The sequence below is a fragment of the Bacteroidia bacterium genome (assembly GCA_023228875.1).
Classification (GTDB): Bacteria; Bacteroidota; Bacteroidia; order NS11-12g; family UBA955; genus JALOAG01.
Genome location: JALOAG010000005.1, coordinates 49,738 through 70,980, shown reverse-complemented (window position 1 = coordinate 70,980; position 21,243 = coordinate 49,738). Strand labels below are relative to the sequence as shown.

General features: G+C 36.2%; 17 protein-coding genes. 5 read left to right on the top strand and 12 right to left on the bottom strand.

The window, feature by feature from the left end; all coding sequences use genetic code 11:
- The first annotated feature begins 15 nt into the window (after positions 1-15).
- The 3 genes from M0R38_06925 to M0R38_06915 all read left to right on the top strand — a co-directional run bounded on the left by M0R38_06925 (position 16) and on the right by M0R38_06915 (position 3,801).
- Complete coding sequence (locus M0R38_06925; GenBank protein ID MCK9481476.1) at positions 16-1,899, top strand: peptide MFS transporter; 1,884 nt, start codon at positions 16-18, stop codon at positions 1,897-1,899.
- A gap of 127 nt (positions 1,900-2,026) precedes the next feature.
- Positions 2,027-3,418, top strand: a complete 1,392-nt coding sequence (locus M0R38_06920) for an arginine decarboxylase (GenBank protein MCK9481475.1) — start codon at positions 2,027-2,029, stop codon at positions 3,416-3,418.
- Positions 3,418-3,801 (top strand): SRPBCC domain-containing protein, encoded by a 384-nt coding sequence (locus M0R38_06915; GenBank protein MCK9481474.1) that lies wholly within the window; start codon positions 3,418-3,420, stop codon positions 3,799-3,801. The genes M0R38_06920 and M0R38_06915 overlap by 1 nt, the downstream gene beginning before the upstream one ends.
- A gap of 237 nt (positions 3,802-4,038) precedes the next feature.
- On the opposite strand, the gene M0R38_06910 is transcribed toward M0R38_06915, so the two are convergent.
- The 4 genes from M0R38_06910 to gyrA form a co-directional block, all read right to left on the bottom strand.
- Positions 4,039-4,944, bottom strand: coding sequence for a hypothetical protein (locus M0R38_06910; GenBank protein MCK9481473.1), 906 nt, complete (start codon positions 4,942-4,944; stop codon positions 4,039-4,041).
- Between the two features lie 41 nt (positions 4,945-4,985).
- Positions 4,986-5,831: a hypothetical protein gene (locus tag M0R38_06905; protein MCK9481472.1), complete on the bottom strand. Its 846-nt coding sequence runs from the start codon at positions 5,829-5,831 to the stop codon at positions 4,986-4,988.
- 394 nt (positions 5,832-6,225) lie between these two features.
- The gene (locus M0R38_06900; protein MCK9481471.1) at positions 6,226-7,437 is read right to left on the bottom strand and encodes a tetratricopeptide repeat protein; all 1,212 of its coding nucleotides are present in this window, start codon (positions 7,435-7,437) and stop codon (positions 6,226-6,228) included.
- An 84-nt stretch (positions 7,438-7,521) separates the two neighbouring features.
- Complete coding sequence (gyrA, locus tag M0R38_06895) at positions 7,522-10,116, bottom strand: DNA gyrase subunit A (protein ID MCK9481470.1); 2,595 nt, start codon at positions 10,114-10,116, stop codon at positions 7,522-7,524.
- A gap of 229 nt (positions 10,117-10,345) precedes the next feature.
- Here gyrA and menD point away from each other — a divergent pair, with 229 nt between their 5' ends.
- Positions 10,346-11,986 (top strand): 2-succinyl-5-enolpyruvyl-6-hydroxy-3-cyclohexene-1-carboxylic-acid synthase, encoded by a 1,641-nt coding sequence (gene menD / locus M0R38_06890; GenBank protein MCK9481469.1) that lies wholly within the window; start codon positions 10,346-10,348, stop codon positions 11,984-11,986.
- Between the two features lie 51 nt (positions 11,987-12,037).
- On the opposite strand, the gene M0R38_06885 is transcribed toward menD, so the two are convergent.
- Positions 12,038-13,252 carry an IscS subfamily cysteine desulfurase gene (locus tag M0R38_06885; protein MCK9481468.1) on the bottom strand — a complete coding sequence of 405 codons (1,215 nt, stop codon included), beginning with the start codon at positions 13,250-13,252 and terminating at the stop codon, positions 12,038-12,040.
- A gap of 92 nt (positions 13,253-13,344) precedes the next feature.
- Here M0R38_06885 and mce point away from each other — a divergent pair, with 92 nt between their 5' ends.
- Positions 13,345-13,743, top strand: a complete 399-nt coding sequence (gene mce / locus M0R38_06880) for a methylmalonyl-CoA epimerase (protein ID MCK9481467.1) — start codon at positions 13,345-13,347, stop codon at positions 13,741-13,743.
- Between the two features lie 51 nt (positions 13,744-13,794).
- On the opposite strand, the gene rnc is transcribed toward mce, so the two are convergent.
- From rnc to M0R38_06845, 7 genes are all read right to left on the bottom strand, one after another.
- Positions 13,795-14,544 (bottom strand): ribonuclease III, encoded by a 750-nt coding sequence (gene rnc, locus M0R38_06875; protein ID MCK9481466.1) that lies wholly within the window; start codon positions 14,542-14,544, stop codon positions 13,795-13,797.
- Between the two features lie 9 nt (positions 14,545-14,553).
- A complete protein-coding gene (gene fabF / locus M0R38_06870) occupies positions 14,554-15,813 on the bottom strand; it encodes a beta-ketoacyl-ACP synthase II (protein MCK9481465.1) in 1,260 nt (419 codons plus the stop codon).
- Between the two features lie 13 nt (positions 15,814-15,826).
- Entirely contained in the window at positions 15,827-16,063 is a 237-nt protein-coding gene (locus M0R38_06865) for an acyl carrier protein (protein MCK9481464.1), read from the bottom strand.
- Positions 16,064-16,132: 69 nt separating this feature from the next.
- Complete coding sequence (locus M0R38_06860) at positions 16,133-16,723, bottom strand: riboflavin synthase (GenBank protein ID MCK9481463.1); 591 nt, start codon at positions 16,721-16,723, stop codon at positions 16,133-16,135.
- Between the two features lie 27 nt (positions 16,724-16,750).
- Positions 16,751-19,174: a bifunctional UDP-N-acetylmuramoyl-tripeptide:D-alanyl-D-alanine ligase/alanine racemase gene (locus M0R38_06855; GenBank protein ID MCK9481462.1), complete on the bottom strand. Its 2,424-nt coding sequence runs from the start codon at positions 19,172-19,174 to the stop codon at positions 16,751-16,753.
- Positions 19,175-19,454: 280 nt separating this feature from the next.
- Positions 19,455-20,657, bottom strand: coding sequence for a tetratricopeptide repeat protein (locus M0R38_06850; protein ID MCK9481461.1), 1,203 nt, complete (start codon positions 20,655-20,657; stop codon positions 19,455-19,457).
- A gap of 23 nt (positions 20,658-20,680) precedes the next feature.
- Positions 20,681-21,184, bottom strand: coding sequence for a DUF6141 family protein (locus tag M0R38_06845; protein MCK9481460.1), 504 nt, complete (start codon positions 21,182-21,184; stop codon positions 20,681-20,683).
- Positions 21,185-21,243 lie beyond the last annotated feature (59 nt).

The window sequence follows — 21,243 nt, the reverse complement described above, 5'->3', positions numbered from 1 at the left end:
CATCCTTACTCTATTATGTCATTAGCCTGGGGAGCCGTTGCTATCTGGGTATTATTCGTAATTTTATTAAATCGTAAAATTCATCCGAGAGCCTTGTTCGCATTGTTCATGGTAGAATTATGGGAACGTTTCAGCTATTATGGCATGCGGGCAATCTTGATTCTCTACATGACTTCGGAACTAGTAAAAGGAGGATTTGCGTTTGATGACACTAAAGCATACGGAATCTATGCTGCTTATGGAGCCTTAGTCTATCTGACACCTCTGATTGGAGGAGTGTTGGCAGACAAAGTCATGGGGTTCAGAAAAGCAATTATCTGGGGAGCGCTCATTATGGCTTTAGGACAATTTACATTATTCTTAGACAACCAAACAACCTTCTATTTTGGTCTGGCTTTATTGGTCATAGGAAATGGTTTTTTCAAACCCAATATTTCCAGTTTAATTGGCAGATTCTACAAAGAAGGAGACCCCAAAAGAGATGGAGCATTCACCATTTTTTACATGGGTATTAACATTGGAGCATTTCTAACTCCATTAACCTGCGGAGCAATTGGAGAAATAGAAGGTTGGAAATACGGGTTCCTAACTGCCGGTCTTGGGATGTTAGTAGGATACCTAATCTTTATCTTTGCGCAAAAGAAAGGTTGGTTGGAAGAACACGGATATGAACCTGAAGACGCAAGCACTCCTCTTATTAAAAATGTTAGTAACAAAATACTACCTTTAATTACTGTCATTATTTTAATTCCTATTGCTTGGATCTTAATTCTTCACAATAGCGTAGTAGATATAGGCTTAGCTGTACTTGCAGTAACAGTTATTGGCTACTTGCTACTTCAGGCAAATAAATATGAAAAGGCGCAAAAACAAAGAATTTGGGTTATTGTGATATTATTACTTTTTACAACAGTATTCTGGACATTCTTTGAATTAGCAGGTTCTGCATTAAACTTATTTACAGAAAGAAATGTTAATAAACACATCGGTGGATTTAATGCCCCTACTACATTCTTTCAATCTATCAACCCCTTATTTATTATCATTTTTGCTCCAATTTTTTCTTGGATTTGGATTAAACTTGGAAATGCCGGAAAAGAACCCGCTGCTCCTTACAAGTTTGCTACAGGATTAACCTTACTCGGATTAGGTTTTGTAGTTTTAACGATGGGAAATAATTATGCAGTTGAAGGTTTGGTTCCCGCTTTCTTCCTTATTATACTGTACTTATTACATACATTAGGTGAATTAACTCTTTCACCTGTGGGATTATCATTGGTTACTAAACTATCTCCTGCCAAAATTGTAGGACTTATGATGGGAATTTGGTTTCTCTCTTCATCCATTGCGCATCAAGGAGGCAAACATATAGCCGCCTTTACTACAGTAAATGAAGCTACAGTCATAAAAGAGGAATCCTTTAAAAACAGGATTGAAGATAAAAATGTTGTTTCCGTTTTAGAAAGCGAAACGTTTATTCATTCATTGGGTGAATATTCTGTCGAAAAAGCTTTGATAGACAATCAAACTCTGTCTGCTCTCAACGGGACTGACGAGACACCTAAGTACGCAGTTGCAACACTCCAAATAAAAGAATTGTATGACAAAGCTACAGATGCACAAGACGATGCAGAGAAAAATAAAATCATTGAGAACAGCACCAGACATTTCTTAGTGAATGCCAGTGACAAACTTAATCATGGTATAGTAACTGAAGCCGAAGCCGAGCAGATTATCAACACCAGCATTAGTGGTAAAGTAATCGCGTCTTTAAGAACAGATGCACTTGCGTTAGGCATGGGAGTATTCAAATACCTTGGATATTTTGCTATCGGTTGCGCATTGTTATTATTTGCTTTAGGTCCAATCATTACTCGTTGGATGCACGGAATAAAATAATTTTACTCATATAGACACATTTAAAAGAAGCGGACTTTGTCCGCTTTTTTATTTCTATATTAAGAATATTTTCAAATTCATTTTAGTTACTTTTGCATTTTAAAACAGAACTAACTTACTCAGATAAATGAAAAATAAGTACATTGACTTAATTGAACAGACTTTTGACTGGCCTCAAGAAGAATTTGAAGTAGAAAATGGCGAACTGCTTTTTCATGACATAAACCTCATGGAAGTAGTAGAACAGTATGGCACACCGCTCAAATTCACTTACCTCCCAAAAATTTCCGAAAACATCAAAAAGGCAAAAATGTGGTTTAATGTGGCAATGGCAAAAGCTGACTATCAAGGTGAATACAACTATTGTTATTGTACCAAAAGCTCTCACTTTATACATGTAATTGAAGAAGCGCTGAAGAATGACATTCACCTTGAGACATCTTCTGCTTTCGATATCAACTTAATCCAATCTCTTTATGAAAAAGGATTAATCAAAAAAGACAAATTCATTATATGCAACGGCTTTAAACTTACACAATACATTGAAAACATTGCAGAGCTAATCGAAAGTGGATATACAAATGTAATTCCTGTTATAGACAACTTCAAAGAAGCCGATGCCATATTAGAGAGGTTGCAAGGACCACTCAATGTTGGAATACGCATTGCAGCAGAAGAAGAACCTAAGTTCCCATTTTACACTTCAAGATTAGGTATAGGATACAAGGACATAGTACCATTTTTCAAACAAAAGATTCGCCCGCGCAAGAATGTCAAATTAAAAATGTTACACTTCTTCATTAATACCGGAATTGAAGATGATGCATACTATTGGAATGAATTACATAAATGTATAAAAGTATATTGTGAATTGAAAAGATTCGAACCTGAATTAACCTATCTTAATATAGGAGGAGGTTTTCCAATTAAGAATTCACTTAAATTCGACTTTGACTACGAGTACATGGCAACAGAGATTATCGCTCAGATTAAGACGGTTTGCGAATCTCAAGGAATTCCGGAACCTGATATTTTTACAGAATTTGGATCATTTACTGTAGGTGAAAGCGGTGGAATTATTTATAAGATTGAAGAACAAAAAATCCAAAACGACAGAGAAAAATGGAACATGATTGACAGCTCATTTATGACCACCCTACCCGACTCTTGGGCTATCAATAAGAAATTCATTATGCTTCCACTGAATCATTGGGAAGAAACATACGAGCGTGTATTGTTAGGTGGCATTACATGTGACTCTGATGATTATTACAACTCTGACCAACATTCTAATGCAATATACTTACCATCATACAATCAAGAAGACCCACTATATATTGGATTCTTTCACACTGGAGCTTATCAAGACAGCATAGGCGGATATGGCGGAATTCAACATTGTCTTACTCCAGGACCAAAACAAATTTTAATTACTCGAAATGAAGATGGCAATTGGATAACAAAACTTTTCAGTAAAGAACAAAGTTATAAGAGTATGTTAAAAATATTGGGGTATTAATGAAAACGTATAAGCACTACTACATTGTTAAGGCAACACCTGAGGAATTATTCAAAGCACTCACATTGCCTTATACAATTCAATTGTGGTCAGGTGCTTCGGCAATAATGAGCACAGATATCAATTCCGAATTTTCATTATGGGACGGTGCAATTTGTGGTAGGAACCTTGAATTTGATGAAGGGAGAAAGATTGTGCAAGAATGGTATTTTGGAGAAGACTCTGACCAATCTATTGTTACAATTAAATTACATGCACACCCAAAAGGAACCTCTGTTGAGTTAGTCCATACAAACATTCCGGATGAAGCGTTTGATGACATCTCACAAGGTTGGGATGAAATGTATTTTGGTGCTCTTATAGATTTTTATGAAGATGAATAAGTCTATATGGGAGGTTAGACTTGAAATATGCTATGTTATTAATATGCTACCAAATCATCCTAACGAAATAGAAAATCTTAATTTGGAAGTGACTAATTAGCCTCTAATTACCTTTATGTACATGACTACATAGCAAGCAACTATGAATCAAAATCTTTGCTTCTGGGCGTAACTTGATGACAAAAAAAAGTCGCTCTTATTGATAAGAGCGACTTTTGTCTAAATAGAGACCTTGTATTAGAAATAGAAGTACAAGTTTATTCCTCCGTTAAAATTGTCAAGCCCTAAACCGAAAGAAGATGGATTCCAATTATTATTCTTAAACTCAACTTTCTCAGCTGTAAGGTTGTCAAAGTCAAATGTCTCATGAGATGAATAAGATTTTCCTCTTCTAGCAACTGCCGCGGAATAACCTAATTCACCACCAAGTGATATTTTAGGAGTAATAAAATATTCAGCTCCAACATATCCTCTAGCTCCCACAAGAAATGTATTTCCCATATTAGTATATGTAGTTCTGTAGTATCTACCTCCTTGAACGAAAACGTTACTTGCAAAATTAGTTGAAGCGGGAGCAGTGAAATCAGTAGTCATTTCATTACCGTATGTGAACCTATCTTGTCTGGAAACATATCCAATAAAAAGTTCTGCCCCATAAATTCCTTGTAAGCGTTTGCTACCCTTACGTTTTTCAATACCGGCACCCAATAACACGTTAGACATTCTGATATTGTGTTTATCTTCTACAAACTCCGGAAGTAGAACATTATTAATCAATACATCTTTTGCAACAAATCCTGAAACTGTTTGGTTATAAAGATTACCTGCAAATCTAACTCTATAGGCAGTATTAGAACTTTTCATATACTTGCCCATAAAAGCTATGTTATTCAGACTAAAATTACCGTTCAAAATACTTGGACCATTCGCATTTACAAAAACAGGCGAAGTATTTCCGTTTGTTCCATTCAGCAAATTTCCGGCATAGTTCAAAAATGGATTGGCGGCAATACCAAACGCCCAGTCGCTTTGCTGTGGAAGGACTTCTTGTCCCTTTTTATTCTTAAAGCTCAGCTCTTCCTGTGCACTGATGGTTGGCATAGTCACACCAAGAACCAAAGCCGTTAAAATTATCTTTCTCATATTTCTGATTATTATATTTTTAGTGGATAAATAACAGAATATTATTCGAAGATAATATCCTCAATATTGGTTTCATTCTTGTTCACAGTAGATGAAGTAGTTACTGTTGTGTAACCATAATCAACTTCTGTTTTACAATCTCCACCATCATCATATTTTTGATCAGCAAAGAATTTCAATCCACGTACTTTTATAGTTTTGCTAGCAGACTTGGATTCAACTGAAAACTCATAAGTACCGTCAGATTTTACATTAATTACTACTTCTCTTGATTCTGAATCATCATCGGTCCAAGTAATAACAAGTTTAGTTCCAGAAGGAACCTTAGAAACTTGATCGTCAGGATCTGCTTCGCACAAATCGTTTCTATATTCAACTTTTCCTTTTATAGTTACAAGACCAATAGGAAGTGATTTTTCAGAAGTATATTCTTCATTTTCTGTCTTAGTTTGACCTTTATATAAAGTAACAGTACGAGAAGCAGAACCGTTAATCATAAATTCTACAACTTCTTTTGAACCATCTTCTTTAGTTTGTTCCAAATTAATTTTGTTTGGTAACTCGAGCATTGCGTTTACAACTTTGCTTCCGGCATCTACTTTAAGAGTATAATATCCATCTGCATTTGTTGTAGCTTCATACACTTTCACACCGGAAGGTGCTGATGAAGTGCTTAAATCTGAAAAGTTAATTCTAGCAATTACTTTTACACCTGAAAGACCATCTTTTTTGCCGCTAGTCAAATCAATATCACCAGTAATTCTACCGGTAATTGTTGCCTGACCTAGTGTTGAAGTCGCTGTGTTTCCTTCTTTTTTACAAGACTGGAAAGAGAGTAGGCAAGGCACTGCCATTGCCATAACGATGTTTAAAAATTGTTTCTTCATATAATTGTTTAGTTTAGGGTTGCAATATTAGGCAAAAAATTGATATACAGACTTTAAGCTATAAAATTTTATCCATACATGCCAACTTAACTAAATACACACAATTTACTTCAGAATATTATATATGAATGAGGAAATTCTATAAGAATACAAAAGGGTCATCAGTGAGTTATAAAAAAATTGACAACGCAAGCACCCACAAAAACAAGCCATATAATTCACACAACTCTATTTGCAACAAAGCAAATAATGGACAAGCACCTTGCCTCAAGCAACTTTAATAATAGTATATATTTGATTTTAATTATGAAACACATGCTCTCTACCCTCTTAAAAATAAAAAACAAAGGTCGGCATTATTCACTACCGACCTTTGTTCATTTAAGTAGATTGCTTACTTTCCTGAGTTCACTTTCTCAATCTCATTCTGATAGTACTCCATATTTGTCCTATCCTTTTTAAATTTATAAAAATCACGAAGTATAGTCAGCAGGTTGATTTTTTCTTCTTTTTCTTTTATTTCACCTGACTCATATGCTTCTTTCAAGTAAGGTAAAGCCTTCTCATATAAAGCATACTTTTTTGCTTCTAAATCATCGTACAAAGCAAAATTAGAAGCATTTGCATTCATCTTTTCAATAATTGGAACCGTTTGATCAATAAACATTGCACCAAGGTTATACTTAGCATCCATATTATTTTCATTTAGTTCAATTGCTTTTCTATAATCTCTCTCGGCAGATGCATAATCTTTCTTTTGATGAAACAAAGAGCCTCTGTAAAAATAATAATTAGAATTTTCGGGATCGGACTCTATGGCTTGATTGAATCTGTCCAACAACTCATCTGTCTTACCTTTTGCAAGATAATATCCAATTTCCTCTAATAACAAATCCTTGTTTTCAGGATATATATTCCGTCCTTTTTCCAAAACCTGAATTCCTGTTGCTGAATCACCTTCTTGGAAATAAGATTGAGCAAGGAAAATATATAATTGAGGTTCATCATACTTATTATCAATCAACATATTCAAGAATTTTCTTGAATTCACTCTATCACCACCTTCATTTGCATAATAATACATGCTGAGCAAAGCCTTGTTGGTGGTAATACCATTTTGTTTAAGATTTTGTTTCTCATCATGCAAGGTCAAATGATATGCAGCCTCTGCATATTTCACAGCGAGTTGATATTGACCTTTGTCAGCAAAAGCACCTGCATCTACTAAACAGAAATTGGCTGAATAAAGCATGTTTGCATAAACATCTTCTAACTCACCTTTTTTCTTTTTCTCTGTTGAAATCAAGTATTGATAAAAAGATTCAGCTGATTTCAGAGATGCTTGAGAATCCAACTCTTTAAATTTTACATCATCTTGGGCATTGGCTGCAATTTGCATATACACCAATCCTCGATAATAATACATTTTAGCCGTACCTTTTGTGGTTTCATGTTCATAGGCTTCATCTATGGATTGTTTTGCACGTACAAGGTCATTATTTTTCATGGCAAACCATGCATCTGTCAATTTATGTGATTGAGCAAACACATTTCCACTGAAGGCAAGCAGTGCGAACATTAATACTGTTATTGATATCTTCTTCATACTATTACAAATTTACTTTATACATCATGTTATTCAATTATTATGCCGTTCCGTTTTACCAACGGAACGGTTTCATTATTGATGTTACTCTTCTGGGGTTTCATCGGCATTTTCAGGGTTAACATTATCTCCGTTATCAGCACCTTCCACATCGGGAATAATAACATTTGGATCTGTAACTTGTTCAAAATCTTCTTCAATATCAGCATCAGGATCATATTTTACTCTGGCTACAGATGCAATCATATCATTGTCTTTGATATTAATCAATCTAACACCCTGAGTTGCACGACCCATAACTCTTAAGTCCGCAACCCTGATTCTGATTGTTAGACCGGAGCGATTAATAATCATTAATCCGTCTTTCTCCTCAACAGATTTTATTGCAATCAAATCACCCGTCTTATCAGTGATGTTAAGCGTTTTTACTCCTTTACCGCCCCTACCTGTTATCCTGTAGTCGTCCAAATCGGTTCGCTTTCCATATCCATTTTCTGAAACAACTAAGATTGTAGTTTCTATTTCAGATTTCGTATCCACACAAACCATTCCTACCACTTCATCTTTTGCAGATTCTAATGTGATACCCTTTACACCCGAAGCTGTTCTTCCCATAGGACGGACAAGTGTTTCATTAAAGCGTATTGCCCTACCGGATTTTTTTGCTAACACTACTTCACATGTACCATTAGTTAATTTTCCTTCTAACAATTCATCTCCTTCTCTTACGGTAATTGCATTAATACCATTGGCTCTCGGGCGAGAATATGCTTCTAATGAAGTCTTTTTGATAATACCTTTTTTAGTACACAAAATCACAAAGTTATTTTCAGTGTATTCCTTATCTTCTAAGTTCCTAACATTAATAAATGCTTTCACCTTATCATCTTGAGGGATTTGAATTAGGTTTTGAATTGGTCTTCCTTTTGTTGCTTTACTACCTTCAGGAATTTCATAGACTTTGAGCCAGAAACAACGTCCTTGTTCTGTAAAGAAAAGTATATAGTTATGCGTAGAAGCAATCATTAAGTGTTCTACAAAATCCTCATCCCTATGAATTACTCCTCTATTACCCCTGCCTCCTCTGTTCTGCTCTCTATATTCATCTAAAGTAGTTCTTTTTACATATCCCATATGCGATATAGTTACCACTACTTTTTCATCTGGAATCAAGTCTTCAATACTGATGTCATCAGCAGAGAGAACAATTTCAGATCTACGGTTATCATTAAACTTCTCTTTCACCTCTAACAACTCATCCTTGATAATTTTCATCCTTAACTCAAATGAAGCCAACACTTCATTATAGTATTTACTCAGTTCCATGATTTCCCTATACTCTTCTCTGATTTTATCTCTTTCCAGTCCTGTTAATCGTTGCAACCTCATGTCCAAAATTGCTTTTGCTTGGATTTCGCTCAAATTAAAAGTCGTCATCAAGCCGTCTTTTGCATCATTCGGATTGGTTGATTCTCGAATTAATTTGATAACTGCATCAAGATTATCAAGAGCAATCAACAACCCTTCTAAGATATGGGCTCTTTTTTGGGCTTCATCAAGCAAGAACTGAGTTCTGCGGGTTACAACATCGTGTCTATGATCTACGAAATGTCTAATTAAACTCTTCAAATCAAGCACTTCAGGACGACCATTAACCAATGCGATATTGTTGATACTGAATGAACTTTGCAGGGCTGTATATTTATACAACTGATTTAACACAACATTTGGAATGGCATCTCTCTTCAAATCAAACACAATTCTCATTCCTTGTCTTCCTGATTCATCACGAATACCACTAATACCATCAATCACTTTTTCGTTGACTAAATCAACAGCTTTGACAATAATCTGGGAAGGACTCACCATATAAGGCACTTCAGTTACAACAATCATTTCCTTTCCGGTATGTGAAGTTTCAAACTCTACCCTACCTCTCATCACAACCCTTCCTCTACCGGTTTCGTAAGCACTTCTTACTCCCTCCATTCCATAGATAATTCCACCTGTTGGAAAATCAGGAGCTTTGATATGTGTCATCAATGTTGCAATATCAATATCATTATTATCAATATATGCTACCGTACCGTCAATAACCTCACCGAGTTGATGAGGTGCCATATTGGTAGCCATACCTACGGCAATTCCTGAAGCTCCATTTACAAGTAAACTTGGAACCTTAGCAGGTAGTACTGTCGGCTCTTTTAACGACTCATCAAAATTGGGTCTAAAATCAACAGTATTTTTATCGATGTCAGCCATCATCTCTTCGGCAATTTTTTTCATTCTTGCCTCAGTATAACGCATTGCTGCTGGCGGGTCGCCATCTATTGAACCATAGTTTCCTTGTCCGTCAACCATCATATAACGCAAGCTCCAATCCTGCGCCATTCTTACCATTGTATCATAAACTGAGGAGTCTCCATGAGGGTGATATTTACCCAACACCTCTCCCACTATTCTGGCTGACTTCTTATACGGACGGTTATGTGCCAATCCCAAGTCTGTCATTCCATAAAGCACACGTCTATGCACCGGCTTGAGTCCATCACGTACATCGGGTAAAGCACGAGATACAATTACCGACATTGAATAGTCGATGTAGGCGGTTTTCATTTCATCTTCGATATTTATCGAAATGATTCTTTCTTCACTTTCTTCTGGGTTCTGATTATCCATTTTTTCTTTTTTAAAAGGTGCTGCAATTTACACAGAAATCACTTACTGACTTTACTACTTGCTCACATAATTTAAACATTCACAACAAAAAAAACGACTCGGCAAATTCCATTGAATTCCGTCTTAATTTTTACTAATCTATTTCATGGTTAACCTTAGATACAAAAGAGCAGTAGGCATGAATATTTCTACCCTTATATTGATACATTTGCAAACTAAATTTTAGAACGTGAAAAAAGGAGGACAAGAGAACGTACACCACTTATTCCAATGCCTTTACTCATTAGGGGTAAGACATATTTTCATCTGCCCCGGATCTCGTAATGCCCCTTTAATCAATGGTGCTGTATCGCACAATGGTTTTGAGCTACATTCAGTCGTTGATGAACGCGCTGCCGGATATATGGCTTTGGGTGCGGCACAGATAACTCAAGTACCGGTCGTTATTATTTGTACTTCCGGAACCGCATTACTCAATCTGTTTCCGGCTGTTGCAGAAGCGCATCAGCTACATGTACCTTTAATTGTGCTCAGTGCCGACCGCCCTTTGCTTTTATTAGATTGCTGGGAGAATCAATCAATTCATCAAAAAAGGGTTTTTGGGAAATACGCAAATAAGTATATTGAATGGAAAGGATTGTTAGAATCAAAACGCGCATTGGGAAAAGTAGATCGGATAGCTTCCAAAATTCTTACATATTCCCAATTCCCGGATAAGGGTGTCGTTCATGTAAACTTTCACTTTTCAGAACCATTGTACTTCCATGAACCTATTAGCATTTACAATCCTTTTAGTTTAGTAAAGACAAACAAACAATTCACAGCTCCGATTTTCCATAATCACTCTGTTAAAACAGGCAGAAGTCTAATGGTGCTGTGCGGTACAGGCAGCTACCAAGACTCTATTGCACATGAATTAACATTGCTATCGCAACAAGATGCGCTAATCTTATGCGACATCAGTTCTCCTTATCGTCAGTTGCAAAGCCATCAACATTGGGAGTTATTGCTTAACTCAATTACAGAGGAATTCTGGCTTAAACGTAAACCAGAAACACTTATTACAACAGGGAGTTTCTTACTAAATAAAAATTTAAAGAATCTTATTAGAAAACATCCCCCCAAGAACCATTACCATCTTGCTGATACAAACATTGTTCGAGATACATTCTTTACAAAACCTATTATCCTAAAAACACTTGGGGCATCATTAGAAAGTGATATGCAGAGCAATGCGAGTTTTAAACAAACTTGGACTCAAGCGATGGATAGTAAAAGTGTTCAGTTTACAAAACTGCTGCAACAACAGACAGAATTAACAGATTTATGGACAGTATCACAATTAATGGAACTGCTCCCACACGATGCAATCATCCATGCAGCAAATTCCATGTCTGTGCGCTATGTATCAGTATGCGCGCCAAATCAAAGTAACAGAGTGTATTCAAACAGAGGTACCAGCGGCATAGACGGCTGTCTATCAACTGCTATTGGAGCCGCCTTGGCAGATTCAAAACATGAACATTTTTTAATTAGTGGTGATTTAGCCTTTTTTTATGACATCAATGGGCTTTGGATTGAAAAACTGCCGAAGAATCTGAAGATTATTTTACTTAACAACCATTGTGGGAACATCTTTGACATGATTCCCGGTCCTTCAACAAGTAAAGCCGGGCATTTATTTACGACCCCTCATACACGTACCGCACACAATATTGCACAAGATTTTAATATAGAATATTTTACGGCAAATAAGCAGCAAGATTTCACCCAACAGGTCTCGGCTTTTCTTAGTTGCACATCTTTGGCAATCTTTGAAACAACCAGCGATCCACAAGCAAACCAACGAATCTGGAAACAATTAAAATAAAAAAAGAGCAATCCCTTTCGGTATAGCTCTTTCTAAAATTCTATTATCTGTTTAGTGAGCAGCCCACGTTTGCGCTTTCAGATCAATTCCTTCTTTAAACATCTCCCAAAGAGGACTCATCTCTCTCAGTTTTGTTACAGCTTCTTTCACATGTTCAATGGTGTAATCAATCTCTTCTTCAGTAGTAAATCTACCAAGTCCAAAACGTAATGAAGAATGTGCTAATTCATCATCCAACCCTAATGCTTTTAACACATAAGAAGGCTCTAAAGATGCCGATGTACATGCAGATCCGGAAGAAACAGCAATGTTTTTAATTCCCATTATCAACCCTTCACCTTCAACATATTTGAAAGACATATTTAATACATGGGGTAGTTTGTGAGCTTTATTTCCATTGATATATGACTCTTCTAATACGCTTAAACCATCTTGAAGCTTGTCTCTAAGTTTGCTTAAGCGCTTGCCTTCAGTTTCCATTTCATTTATACATATTTCACATGCTTTTCCAAATCCTACTATGCCGGGTACATTCAAGGTACCGGAACGCATACCTCTTTCATGTCCTCCTCCATCCATTTGGGCAATTACCTTTATACGAGGATTTTTTCTTCTTACATACAAAGCACCTACTCCTTTGGGTCCGTATAATTTGTGTGCACTAAAAGACATCAAATCTATTTGATCATCCAACACATTTACCGGAACTTTACCTACTGCTTGCGTTGCATCTGTATGAAACAATATTCCTTTTTTCTTTGCCAATGCCCCTATTTCCCTAATCGGCTGAATTACACCAATTTCGTTATTTCCGAACATTACACTAATCAAAATTGTCTGAGGAGTAATAGCTTGTTCAATTTGCTTTACGCTTATCATCCCTTCTGTATCAGGTTCTAAATACGTAACTACTGCTCCTAATTTTTCCACTGCTTTACATGTATCTAATATTGCCTTATGTTCTGTAGTAACAGTGATAATGTGATTGCCCTTTTGTTTATACATTTCATAAACTCCTTTGATAGCCAAATTGTCCGATTCGGTTGCGCCTGAAGTAAAAAGGATTTCTTTTGCATCTGCACCAACTAACTTGGCTACTTGTTCACGTGCATAATCAACCGCTTCTTCAGCAATCCAACCGAAGGAGTGATTTCTGCTCGCTGCATTTCCAAATTTCTCAGTAAAATAAGGCAACATTTCTTCCAATACTCGGGGGTCAACCTGTGTAGTAGCATTATTATCAAGGTATATAGGTAATTTTAACATCGTTTTATTATTTAGATTGATTCTAAGCTGCGAAACTAAGCAATTATTTAAAATAAAAATATTTTATTGCGTGTTTAAATACGCATCTAGCAATGAAAAGGATAGAACATATCGGAATTGCGGTGAAAGACATTAAATCCGCCATCACCTTATACGAACAATTACTCAACACCCCATGTTATAAAAAAGAAGAAGTACCTACTCAAGGAGTGATAACTGCCTTTTTTAAAACCGGAGAAAACAAAATAGAACTCCTTGCACCTACCAATTCTGACAGTCCAATTGCTAAGTTTATTGAAAAACGTGGTGAAGGTATCCATCACTATGCATTTTTGGTGGAAAATATTGAAAGCGAAATCGAACGATTAAAAGATGAGGGTTTTACACTGATTAATGAAACACCTGTTGATGGTGCAGACAACATGAAAATTGCATTTCTTCATCCAAAATCTACTTTGGGGAACCTTATTGAGCTGTGTCAACCCAAGTAACACAATAAAAAGAAAGGTTTCAGAAATATTTATGCAGTGAACTACATCAAATCATTGTATAGCACTATCATCATCTTCCGCATATATTTTTAGAAAAGCTTTTTTACTGGCTAACTCTTCTGCTTTCTTTTTTGAGCTAAAAACCTCTCTCGAAAACTCAACATTATCAATACATACACATATTTCAAAATATGTTTCGCCATTGTATTTAAACTCTTTTACTACTTCATATTTCACTTCTCTTTTTACTTTTTGCGCATACTGAAGAAGTTTCCCTTTATAGCTAAGTTCTGACTTTTCTAACTCAATTAAATCTAAATGCGCATCTACAATTCGTTCGTGTATAAACTTCACTGTTTTTTTATACCCCTTATCAAGATAAACCGCACCTATCAATGCTTCTAGCGCATTTCCTCCAACTGCATGCATTGCACTTTGACGACCCAACATTGATTTATCAAACTTCACAATTTCTTGCAAGCCCATTTTATAAGCAATGTTTCCTAACTGTTCTCTACTAACCATTTTTGAACGCATCTCGGTCAAGAAACCTTCATTTTTATACGGGAAATGCTTAAATAACAATTCAGCACACACTAAATCCAAGACTGCATCACCAAGAAACTCAAGCCTTTCATTGTCTTCACGCAATTCTTTATTGTGAATTTTATTGGCTGTGGTTTTGTGTGTAAACGCTAACTTATAAATCTTAAGATTTTTGGGTTTATAACCTGTAATTTTCTTAATTCGCTTTGCAAATTTTTTATCTTTTCTAAAACTGAAAATAGAAAAAATACTCAACTGCAAAAATTAAGGATTAAACTTTTTAAAGATAACGGAAACATTATGTCCGCCAAAGCCAAAGGTATTGCTTAGAACAGCATTAACCTCTCTTTGTTGAGCTTTGTTAAAAGTAAAATTAAGTTTTGGGTCAAACACTTCATCATCGGTAAAGTGATTGATAGTGGGCGGAATGATACCTTTAGTCAATGCAAAGATTGCAGCCACAGCTTCTACTGCACCGGCAGCTCCCAATAAGTGTCCAACCATAGATTTGGTGGAGCTGATATTTAATTTATATGCATGTTCTCCAAACACTCTTTGAACTGCTTTCACCTCACTAATATCACCAAGAGGTGTAGAAGTTCCATGCACATTCACATAATCAATTTCTTCAGGGTGCATTTCTGCATCCTCTAAAGCGTGCATCATTACCATTTGAGCCCCTAATCCTTCAGGGTGAGGAGCGGTAATATGATGCGCATCTGCAGTTAAACCACCACCTGCCATTTCACAATAAATTTTGGCTCCACGTGCAAGTGCGTGGTCTAAATCTTCTAATATAATTGCAGCAGATCCTTCGCCTAACACAAAACCATCACGATCTTTATCAAAAGGTCTTGACGCTGTTTTAGGATCATCATTTCTCTCTGAAAGTGCTTTCATAGAGTTAAACCCTCCCATAGCGGGTTCATTAACACATGCCTCAGAACCACCAGAAAGAATGATATCTGCTTTACCTAAACGAATTAAATTAAAAGCATCAATTAACGCATTATTAGATGATGCACAAGCCGATACTGTTGTATAATTTGGCCCCCTAAACCCATATCTGATACTAATATAACCTGAAGCAATATCTGCAATCATCATAGGAATAAAGAAAGGTGAAAATCTGGGTGCGCCATCACCTTTGGCAAATTCAACCACTTCTTTGAAAAAGCTTGTCAACCCGCCAATGCCTGAGCCCCAAATCACACCTGCCCTATCCTTGTTTACCTTTTCAAGATCAAGTCCTGAATCATTAATTGCTTCTTGAGTGGAAACTAAAGCATATTGGGTAAACAAATCCATTCTTCTTGCATCTTTCTTGTCAAGAAAATTGGATGCATCAAAATTTTTAATTTCGCATGCAAACTTGGTTTTAAACAGAGAAGCGTCAAAGCGTGTTATAGGTCCGGCACCACTAACACCATTTTGCAAGGCGGTCCAATATGATTGAACATCGTTACCAATGGGGGTTAATGCTCCCAGACCTGTAACAACTACTCTTTTCAGCTTTTTCTCCATTAAAAAAGGGGAATTACTTAGAATGTTCTTCGATGTATTTTACTGCTTCGCCTACAGTTTGAATCTTTTCAGCTTGCTCATCAGGAATAGCAATATTGAATTCTTTTTCGAACTCCATAATAAGCTCTACAGTGTCTAAAGAATCTGCTCCTAAATCTTGTGTGAAGCTTGCTTCAGTAGTAACTTCGCTTTCTTCTACTCCTAGTTTGTCAACGATAATTGACTTTACTTTTGTTGAAATATCTGACATAATCTTTTAAATTTTTCTTGGGTGCAAAGAACTATCTTTTTACGAAAAAAGGCAAATTCTTTTTTTTCATTATTTATTTTGAATCAATGCACTGATATACTTGCCCAATATATCAAATTCGATATTGACATAATCACCGATACGTATGTGTTTAAAGTTTGTATGTTCAAAGGTGTAGGGAATGATTGAAACTTGTATTTCGCTTTTTTTTGATTCTACAACCGTCAGACTTACACCATTTAAGCAAATTGAACCTTTGTTGACAGTAAAGAACTCAGGGCTTGATGCTTCATATTTTACAACTACCACCCAGCTTCCATTTTCATCCCTGATTTCTTTACAAATGCCTACCGTGTCAACATGACCTTGCACAAAATGTCCGTCAATTCTCTGAGAAGCGGTTAATGAACGTTCTAAATTTACCCGCTCTCCAATTGACCAATACCTTAAATTTGTTTTTGTTAAGGTTTCTTTAATTGCTGTAACTTTATACAAGTCCCCTTTTACTTCTTCCACAGTTAAACACACTCCATTATGGGCGACACTTTGATCTATTTTTAATTCTTTACTTATTTCACTTTTTAATGTGAATGTAAGGTTAGATTGGTTTTCTGCAATATGCACAACTTCTCCAATTGCTTCAATAATTCCCGTGAACATGCGGCAAAAGTAATTATTACTGATTAGTTAATTTTCTGATATAAAAATTCTTCGAACCCTCTGACTGATAGAAGTTAAGATTTCGTAAGGAATGGTATCTAATTTCTCTGCCCAACTATGCACTGACAGATCTTCGCCAAAAAGCAAAACACTATCCCCCTCTTCACATGATATTTCAGTTACATCAACCATTGTCATATCCATACATACATTTCCTATAACCTGTGCTTGATGACCATGAATCAGCACATAGTGATTGCGTTGACTAAACTTTCTATTAAATCCATCTGCATAACCTACTGCAATGACTGCTATCTTTCGGGCTTGATTCTCTTGGTTATGAAATCCATAACCTACCCCTTCACCCGCTTTGATTGTCTTAATTTGAGTGATGTGGGTTTTAAAAGTAAAGACATTTTTAAGATTTTTATTCAATACGCCCGAAGGGTCAATACCATATAAGGCAATGCCCAGTCTCACCATATCTCCACCTGCTTCTTTGAACCTGATTGTACCTGCAGAATTGCTGATGTGCAATATTGGATGACAATCTAATTGTTGTATTAGAAACCGACTATACTCCTCAAAATCCGAAATTTGTTTTTGCGTTTTGCTATCTTCAATACTCTCATCCGCAGCGGCAAGGTGAGTAAAAATTCCTTGTACTGTCAAACCTTTGATTTCCTTGAGTTTATTTATAAGCAATTCTCTTTCAAAGGATTGAAACCCTAAACGGTGCATACCTGTGTCCAACTCAACATGAACCTTGATTTGTTGTCCGGCACTTGCAAAGGCTTCTAATTGCGAGAAGGAACCTACAGCAGGCTCCAAAGCATATTCAACATATTTATCAATGTCCCCCAACTCAGGGTTTAGCACTAATATAGGGACTTTAATACCCGAATTACGAAGCGAAACTCCTTCATCTACAAAGGCTACTGCTAAATAATCAACTCGATGATGCTCAAGAAGTTTTGCAACTTCATAATCTCCACTACCATAAGCAAATGCTTTGACCATCGCCATAATCTTTGTTTCCGGTCTTAAGATGTTCTTTAAAAAGTGAAAGTTATGAGCTAAGTTATCGAGGTTGATTTCTAATGTAGTCTCATGTGTTTTGAGTTGGAGTCGTGAAGCCAGTAACTCCAATTGGTACTTACGACTGCCTTTGATTAAAATCGCCATGTCAACAAAAGGCAAATGCTGCATATTGCTCAAGAGTTCGGCTGTATCAGAAAAGACAAATTTAGTTTTTGCATGAATTAAATTTTGCATTTCCTGCCATACATTTCCAACACCCACAAACATGTCCAAGCCTTTATTATTTATCACTTCGGCTGCTTTTTTATATGCATCGTTTCCTGTTCCATCAGGGAAATCAGATAGCACCAAAGTTGTCTTTGATTGTTTTTTTTGTTGAATTAGAAAATCAATAGCTGCATTCAGCGCATCCGTGTCATTCGTCCATGTATCATTGATTATAGTGCAATTATGATAGCCTTCTAATAATTCTAATCGCATGGCAGGTGTTTGCAATTTATCAGGCTTACCTAATATTTTTTTTGAATCAACACCTAACTCAAGTGCAACAGCCAAAGCCATACTCATATTGGTTTTAGTGATTGCATCCTTATGGTGGTAATCAAAATTCCAAGATTTAGTTAATGTTTTGACTGTAAATGAATTTTCATAAAATGCAAAGAGGTAATCAGATGAAAAATCGGTTCCTACCAAAAGTATTTCTGCACGATAAGGAAACGCTTTCTTAAATTGTATTTCATCTTGCAAAAACACTTTTTGGGTGTGTTCAAACAACATACATTTTTCGAAAAATTTGTCCTTATCCGAGCTAAAACCCTCACTGTGAGCCGAGCCAAGGTGTGTAAAAACCCCAATTTCAGGTTGAATCATCTTGGCAAGTTTTTGCATCTCTCCCTTTTGAGAAACACCTGCTTCAATCAAATAAAATTCACAGTCAATATCTGCATTCAGTAGTGCAAGTGCTACGCCAATCTGACTGTTAAAACTCTTAGGACTTTTATAGGTTTTGAATTGTAAAGACAGCAATTCGTACAACCATTCCTTCACAATAGTTTTCCCATTGCTTCCTGTAATCCCTATCACCTTGCCTCTAAATGCACTACGATGTACGGCAGCCAACTCCTGTAATGCAATTAACGTATCTTTGACCAACAATTGACAGCACCCTTTGGGCAAATCTAAAACCTTAGATACTACAAAGACTTTTTGCCCCTTGAATGCTAACTCTTTACAAAATTTATGTCCATCAAACCTGTCACCTTTTATGGCAAAAAAAGCTCCTCCAGGTTGCTGAACATAATTACGACTATCCGTTATCACAAAATGCAATTCTTCTTGAGGGAGGGTTTGCCCTATCCATTCACCCTGTAACGCTGCTGCGAATTGAGTCGAATTATAAGAAAATGACATTTTACTTGGTATTGGCTTCTGACTAAGGTTTGTTGCGCTCGTTAATTATCAACTTTTCACTCATTCAACTCCTTCATTAGTCAGTGCAAATCTATCAATTTGTTTGAGGATACATGATACAAAAACTGCATTCTTTTTGTGTCGAAAAGCATTTCAATTGCTCCATAACTCTGACTCCTTCAGTGAGCTCAACAAACCTTCTCATCCATTCCGACTATTCAAATTACAGAGAAGGCACCTTGACACAAACTTTTTTATTCAATTTGGAACTCCCGATTATTTACTTTTCTCCTTGATATTCCTGCAATTCTTTCGAAAACGGATATAGTTCCAAGGCTTCTTCTGAGATTATTTTCAATTCCTTCAAGTTGCCTGATTTTTGTAATGCTTGGCACAAAGTATTATACATCATAAAAGATGTGTTACCCAATTGCTTGCTGCGCTTTAAAAATTGAACTGCTTCATCAAAGTTATTTTCTTTTAAGAATTGAACTCCTGCCAACAGTTGCAATTCTGCATTGAGCGGGTTGGATTGGGCTGAAATCTTCAACGTACTTGCAGTCAAAACACCGTCAAAAGTATGACGATTGACTTCGTTTACAAAGTGCGCAAGAAGTTGATTGTTTTGTCCCGTGCTCAGTGCTAATGACGCATATACAACTGCGTATTTGGACATAGCCGCATCAATGGATAAATAATAAGCTCCGGAGTAAAACTCGTCTTTATGAATGACAACAGCATTTGGGCGTGTGTAGGATTCAAACAAATTAATTAAGACTGCGTTATTACCTGCGGCATATAAGGTTTTGGCATATAACAAAACATACACTCCATCCGTACTATCTGTTTGGAACAATGATTTTGAGAGTGCCAATGCTTCATTTCTTTTATTTTGTTTTAAATACAAGTCAATCAAATGTCTGTCTGCATGTGGAGCATCTTGCGGAAAAACATGCTGATACTGCTTCCAAACTTGTTCTGCTCGATTCCATTCACTTACATTTCTCCATGCACTATCTGCAAGAGGATAAATGAATTGATATGCAGGGTTTACATCCAACAACTTTTGAAGCTGTGTTGCGGCATTGAGCAATTCTCCTTTTGCTGTCAATAATTCTACAAATTGCAACCGATACCAAAGATTATTTTCACGGTCGTTCTTTATGGCATTTTTAATGTAATCTAATGCTTTGTCTAAATTGCCGAGTTTAAATTCTGTTTGAGCAAGTCTATATAATGCTTCGGGTTGTTGTGGTTTTATTAACAAACAATTCTGAAACTGCTTTTGTGCAGTTAAATAATCATTGGAAATAAGTGCAAAATGTCCTGCAATAAGAGAAGACATAAAACGATTATCCAAGGCATATTGCGGAATCTTGGGAATAGGTTGATGTGGAATTTCCGCCACTTTCTTTTTCCCAGCACACGCAAGTAATAAGAATGCAAATATTACAACGAAAGGTAAACTTTTAAATCTTGCCATGCAGATTCTCAAACGTGTAATTATTATGATTGATTCCAAAATTGTGTTAATGCATGCTCCAATTCCTTAGGCTTGTTTGACCCTATCAGAATTTTCTTTCCTGACTTCAATTCTAATTGCAATCCCATATTCCCTGAGACATTAAAAGCAATCCCATTCTTGAATCCATATCGCAATCCCCATCCACCATATTCCTTTACAGGTTGATACTTTCGCACATAAGCCTCGGCAAGGCTTTCTTTTTGATACACCTTAAATTTTGCGTGAAATGGGAACATTTTAACATAAATCCCGTCCTTACAAATCTTGGTTCTTAGGGTAATATTTAATACAAAAACAGCAGTGAGTAACAAGAAACAAAACAACAATACAAGCCCTCTATTGCTCATGGGATTGTTGCCAAAGGGTTTTCCTAAAACCATTTGAGAAAACAGCCCATACAGAGGCATTGAACATACAACAATCAATAGTGCCCAAATCCAAAATTGTTTTGGCTTTTGTTTCTCTTCAAATAAGATGTTTTCCATAGACAATGCAAAGTTACAAAAAGAAATGCAAGCCTATTATATCTTACAAATATTCCTCA

Coding starts and splice junctions, on each gene's coding strand:
- M0R38_06925 (MCK9481476.1), top strand. CDS start 16: ATGTCATTAGCCTGGGGAGCCGTTGCTATCTGGGTATTATTCGTAATT.
- M0R38_06920 (MCK9481475.1), top strand. CDS start 2,027: ATGAAAAATAAGTACATTGACTTAATTGAACAGACTTTTGACTGGCCT.
- M0R38_06915 (MCK9481474.1), top strand. CDS start 3,418: ATGAAAACGTATAAGCACTACTACATTGTTAAGGCAACACCTGAGGAA.
- M0R38_06910 (MCK9481473.1), bottom strand. CDS start 4,944: ATGAGAAAGATAATTTTAACGGCTTTGGTTCTTGGTGTGACTATGCCA.
- M0R38_06905 (MCK9481472.1), bottom strand. CDS start 5,831: ATGAAGAAACAATTTTTAAACATCGTTATGGCAATGGCAGTGCCTTGC.
- M0R38_06900 (MCK9481471.1), bottom strand. CDS start 7,437: ATGAAGAAGATATCAATAACAGTATTAATGTTCGCACTGCTTGCCTTC.
- gyrA (MCK9481470.1), bottom strand. CDS start 10,116: ATGGATAATCAGAACCCAGAAGAAAGTGAAGAAAGAATCATTTCGATA.
- M0R38_06885 (MCK9481468.1), bottom strand. CDS start 13,252: ATGTTAAAATTACCTATATACCTTGATAATAATGCTACTACACAGGTT.
- mce (MCK9481467.1), top strand. CDS start 13,345: ATGAAAAGGATAGAACATATCGGAATTGCGGTGAAAGACATTAAATCC.
- fabF (MCK9481465.1), bottom strand. CDS start 15,813: ATGGAGAAAAAGCTGAAAAGAGTAGTTGTTACAGGTCTGGGAGCATTA.
- M0R38_06865 (MCK9481464.1), bottom strand. CDS start 16,063: ATGTCAGATATTTCAACAAAAGTAAAGTCAATTATCGTTGACAAACTA.
- M0R38_06860 (MCK9481463.1), bottom strand. CDS start 16,723: ATGTTCACGGGAATTATTGAAGCAATTGGAGAAGTTGTGCATATTGCA.
- M0R38_06855 (MCK9481462.1), bottom strand. CDS start 19,174: ATGTCATTTTCTTATAATTCGACTCAATTCGCAGCAGCGTTACAGGGT.
- M0R38_06850 (MCK9481461.1), bottom strand. CDS start 20,657: ATGGCAAGATTTAAAAGTTTACCTTTCGTTGTAATATTTGCATTCTTA.
- M0R38_06845 (MCK9481460.1), bottom strand. CDS start 21,184: ATGGAAAACATCTTATTTGAAGAGAAACAAAAGCCAAAACAATTTTGG.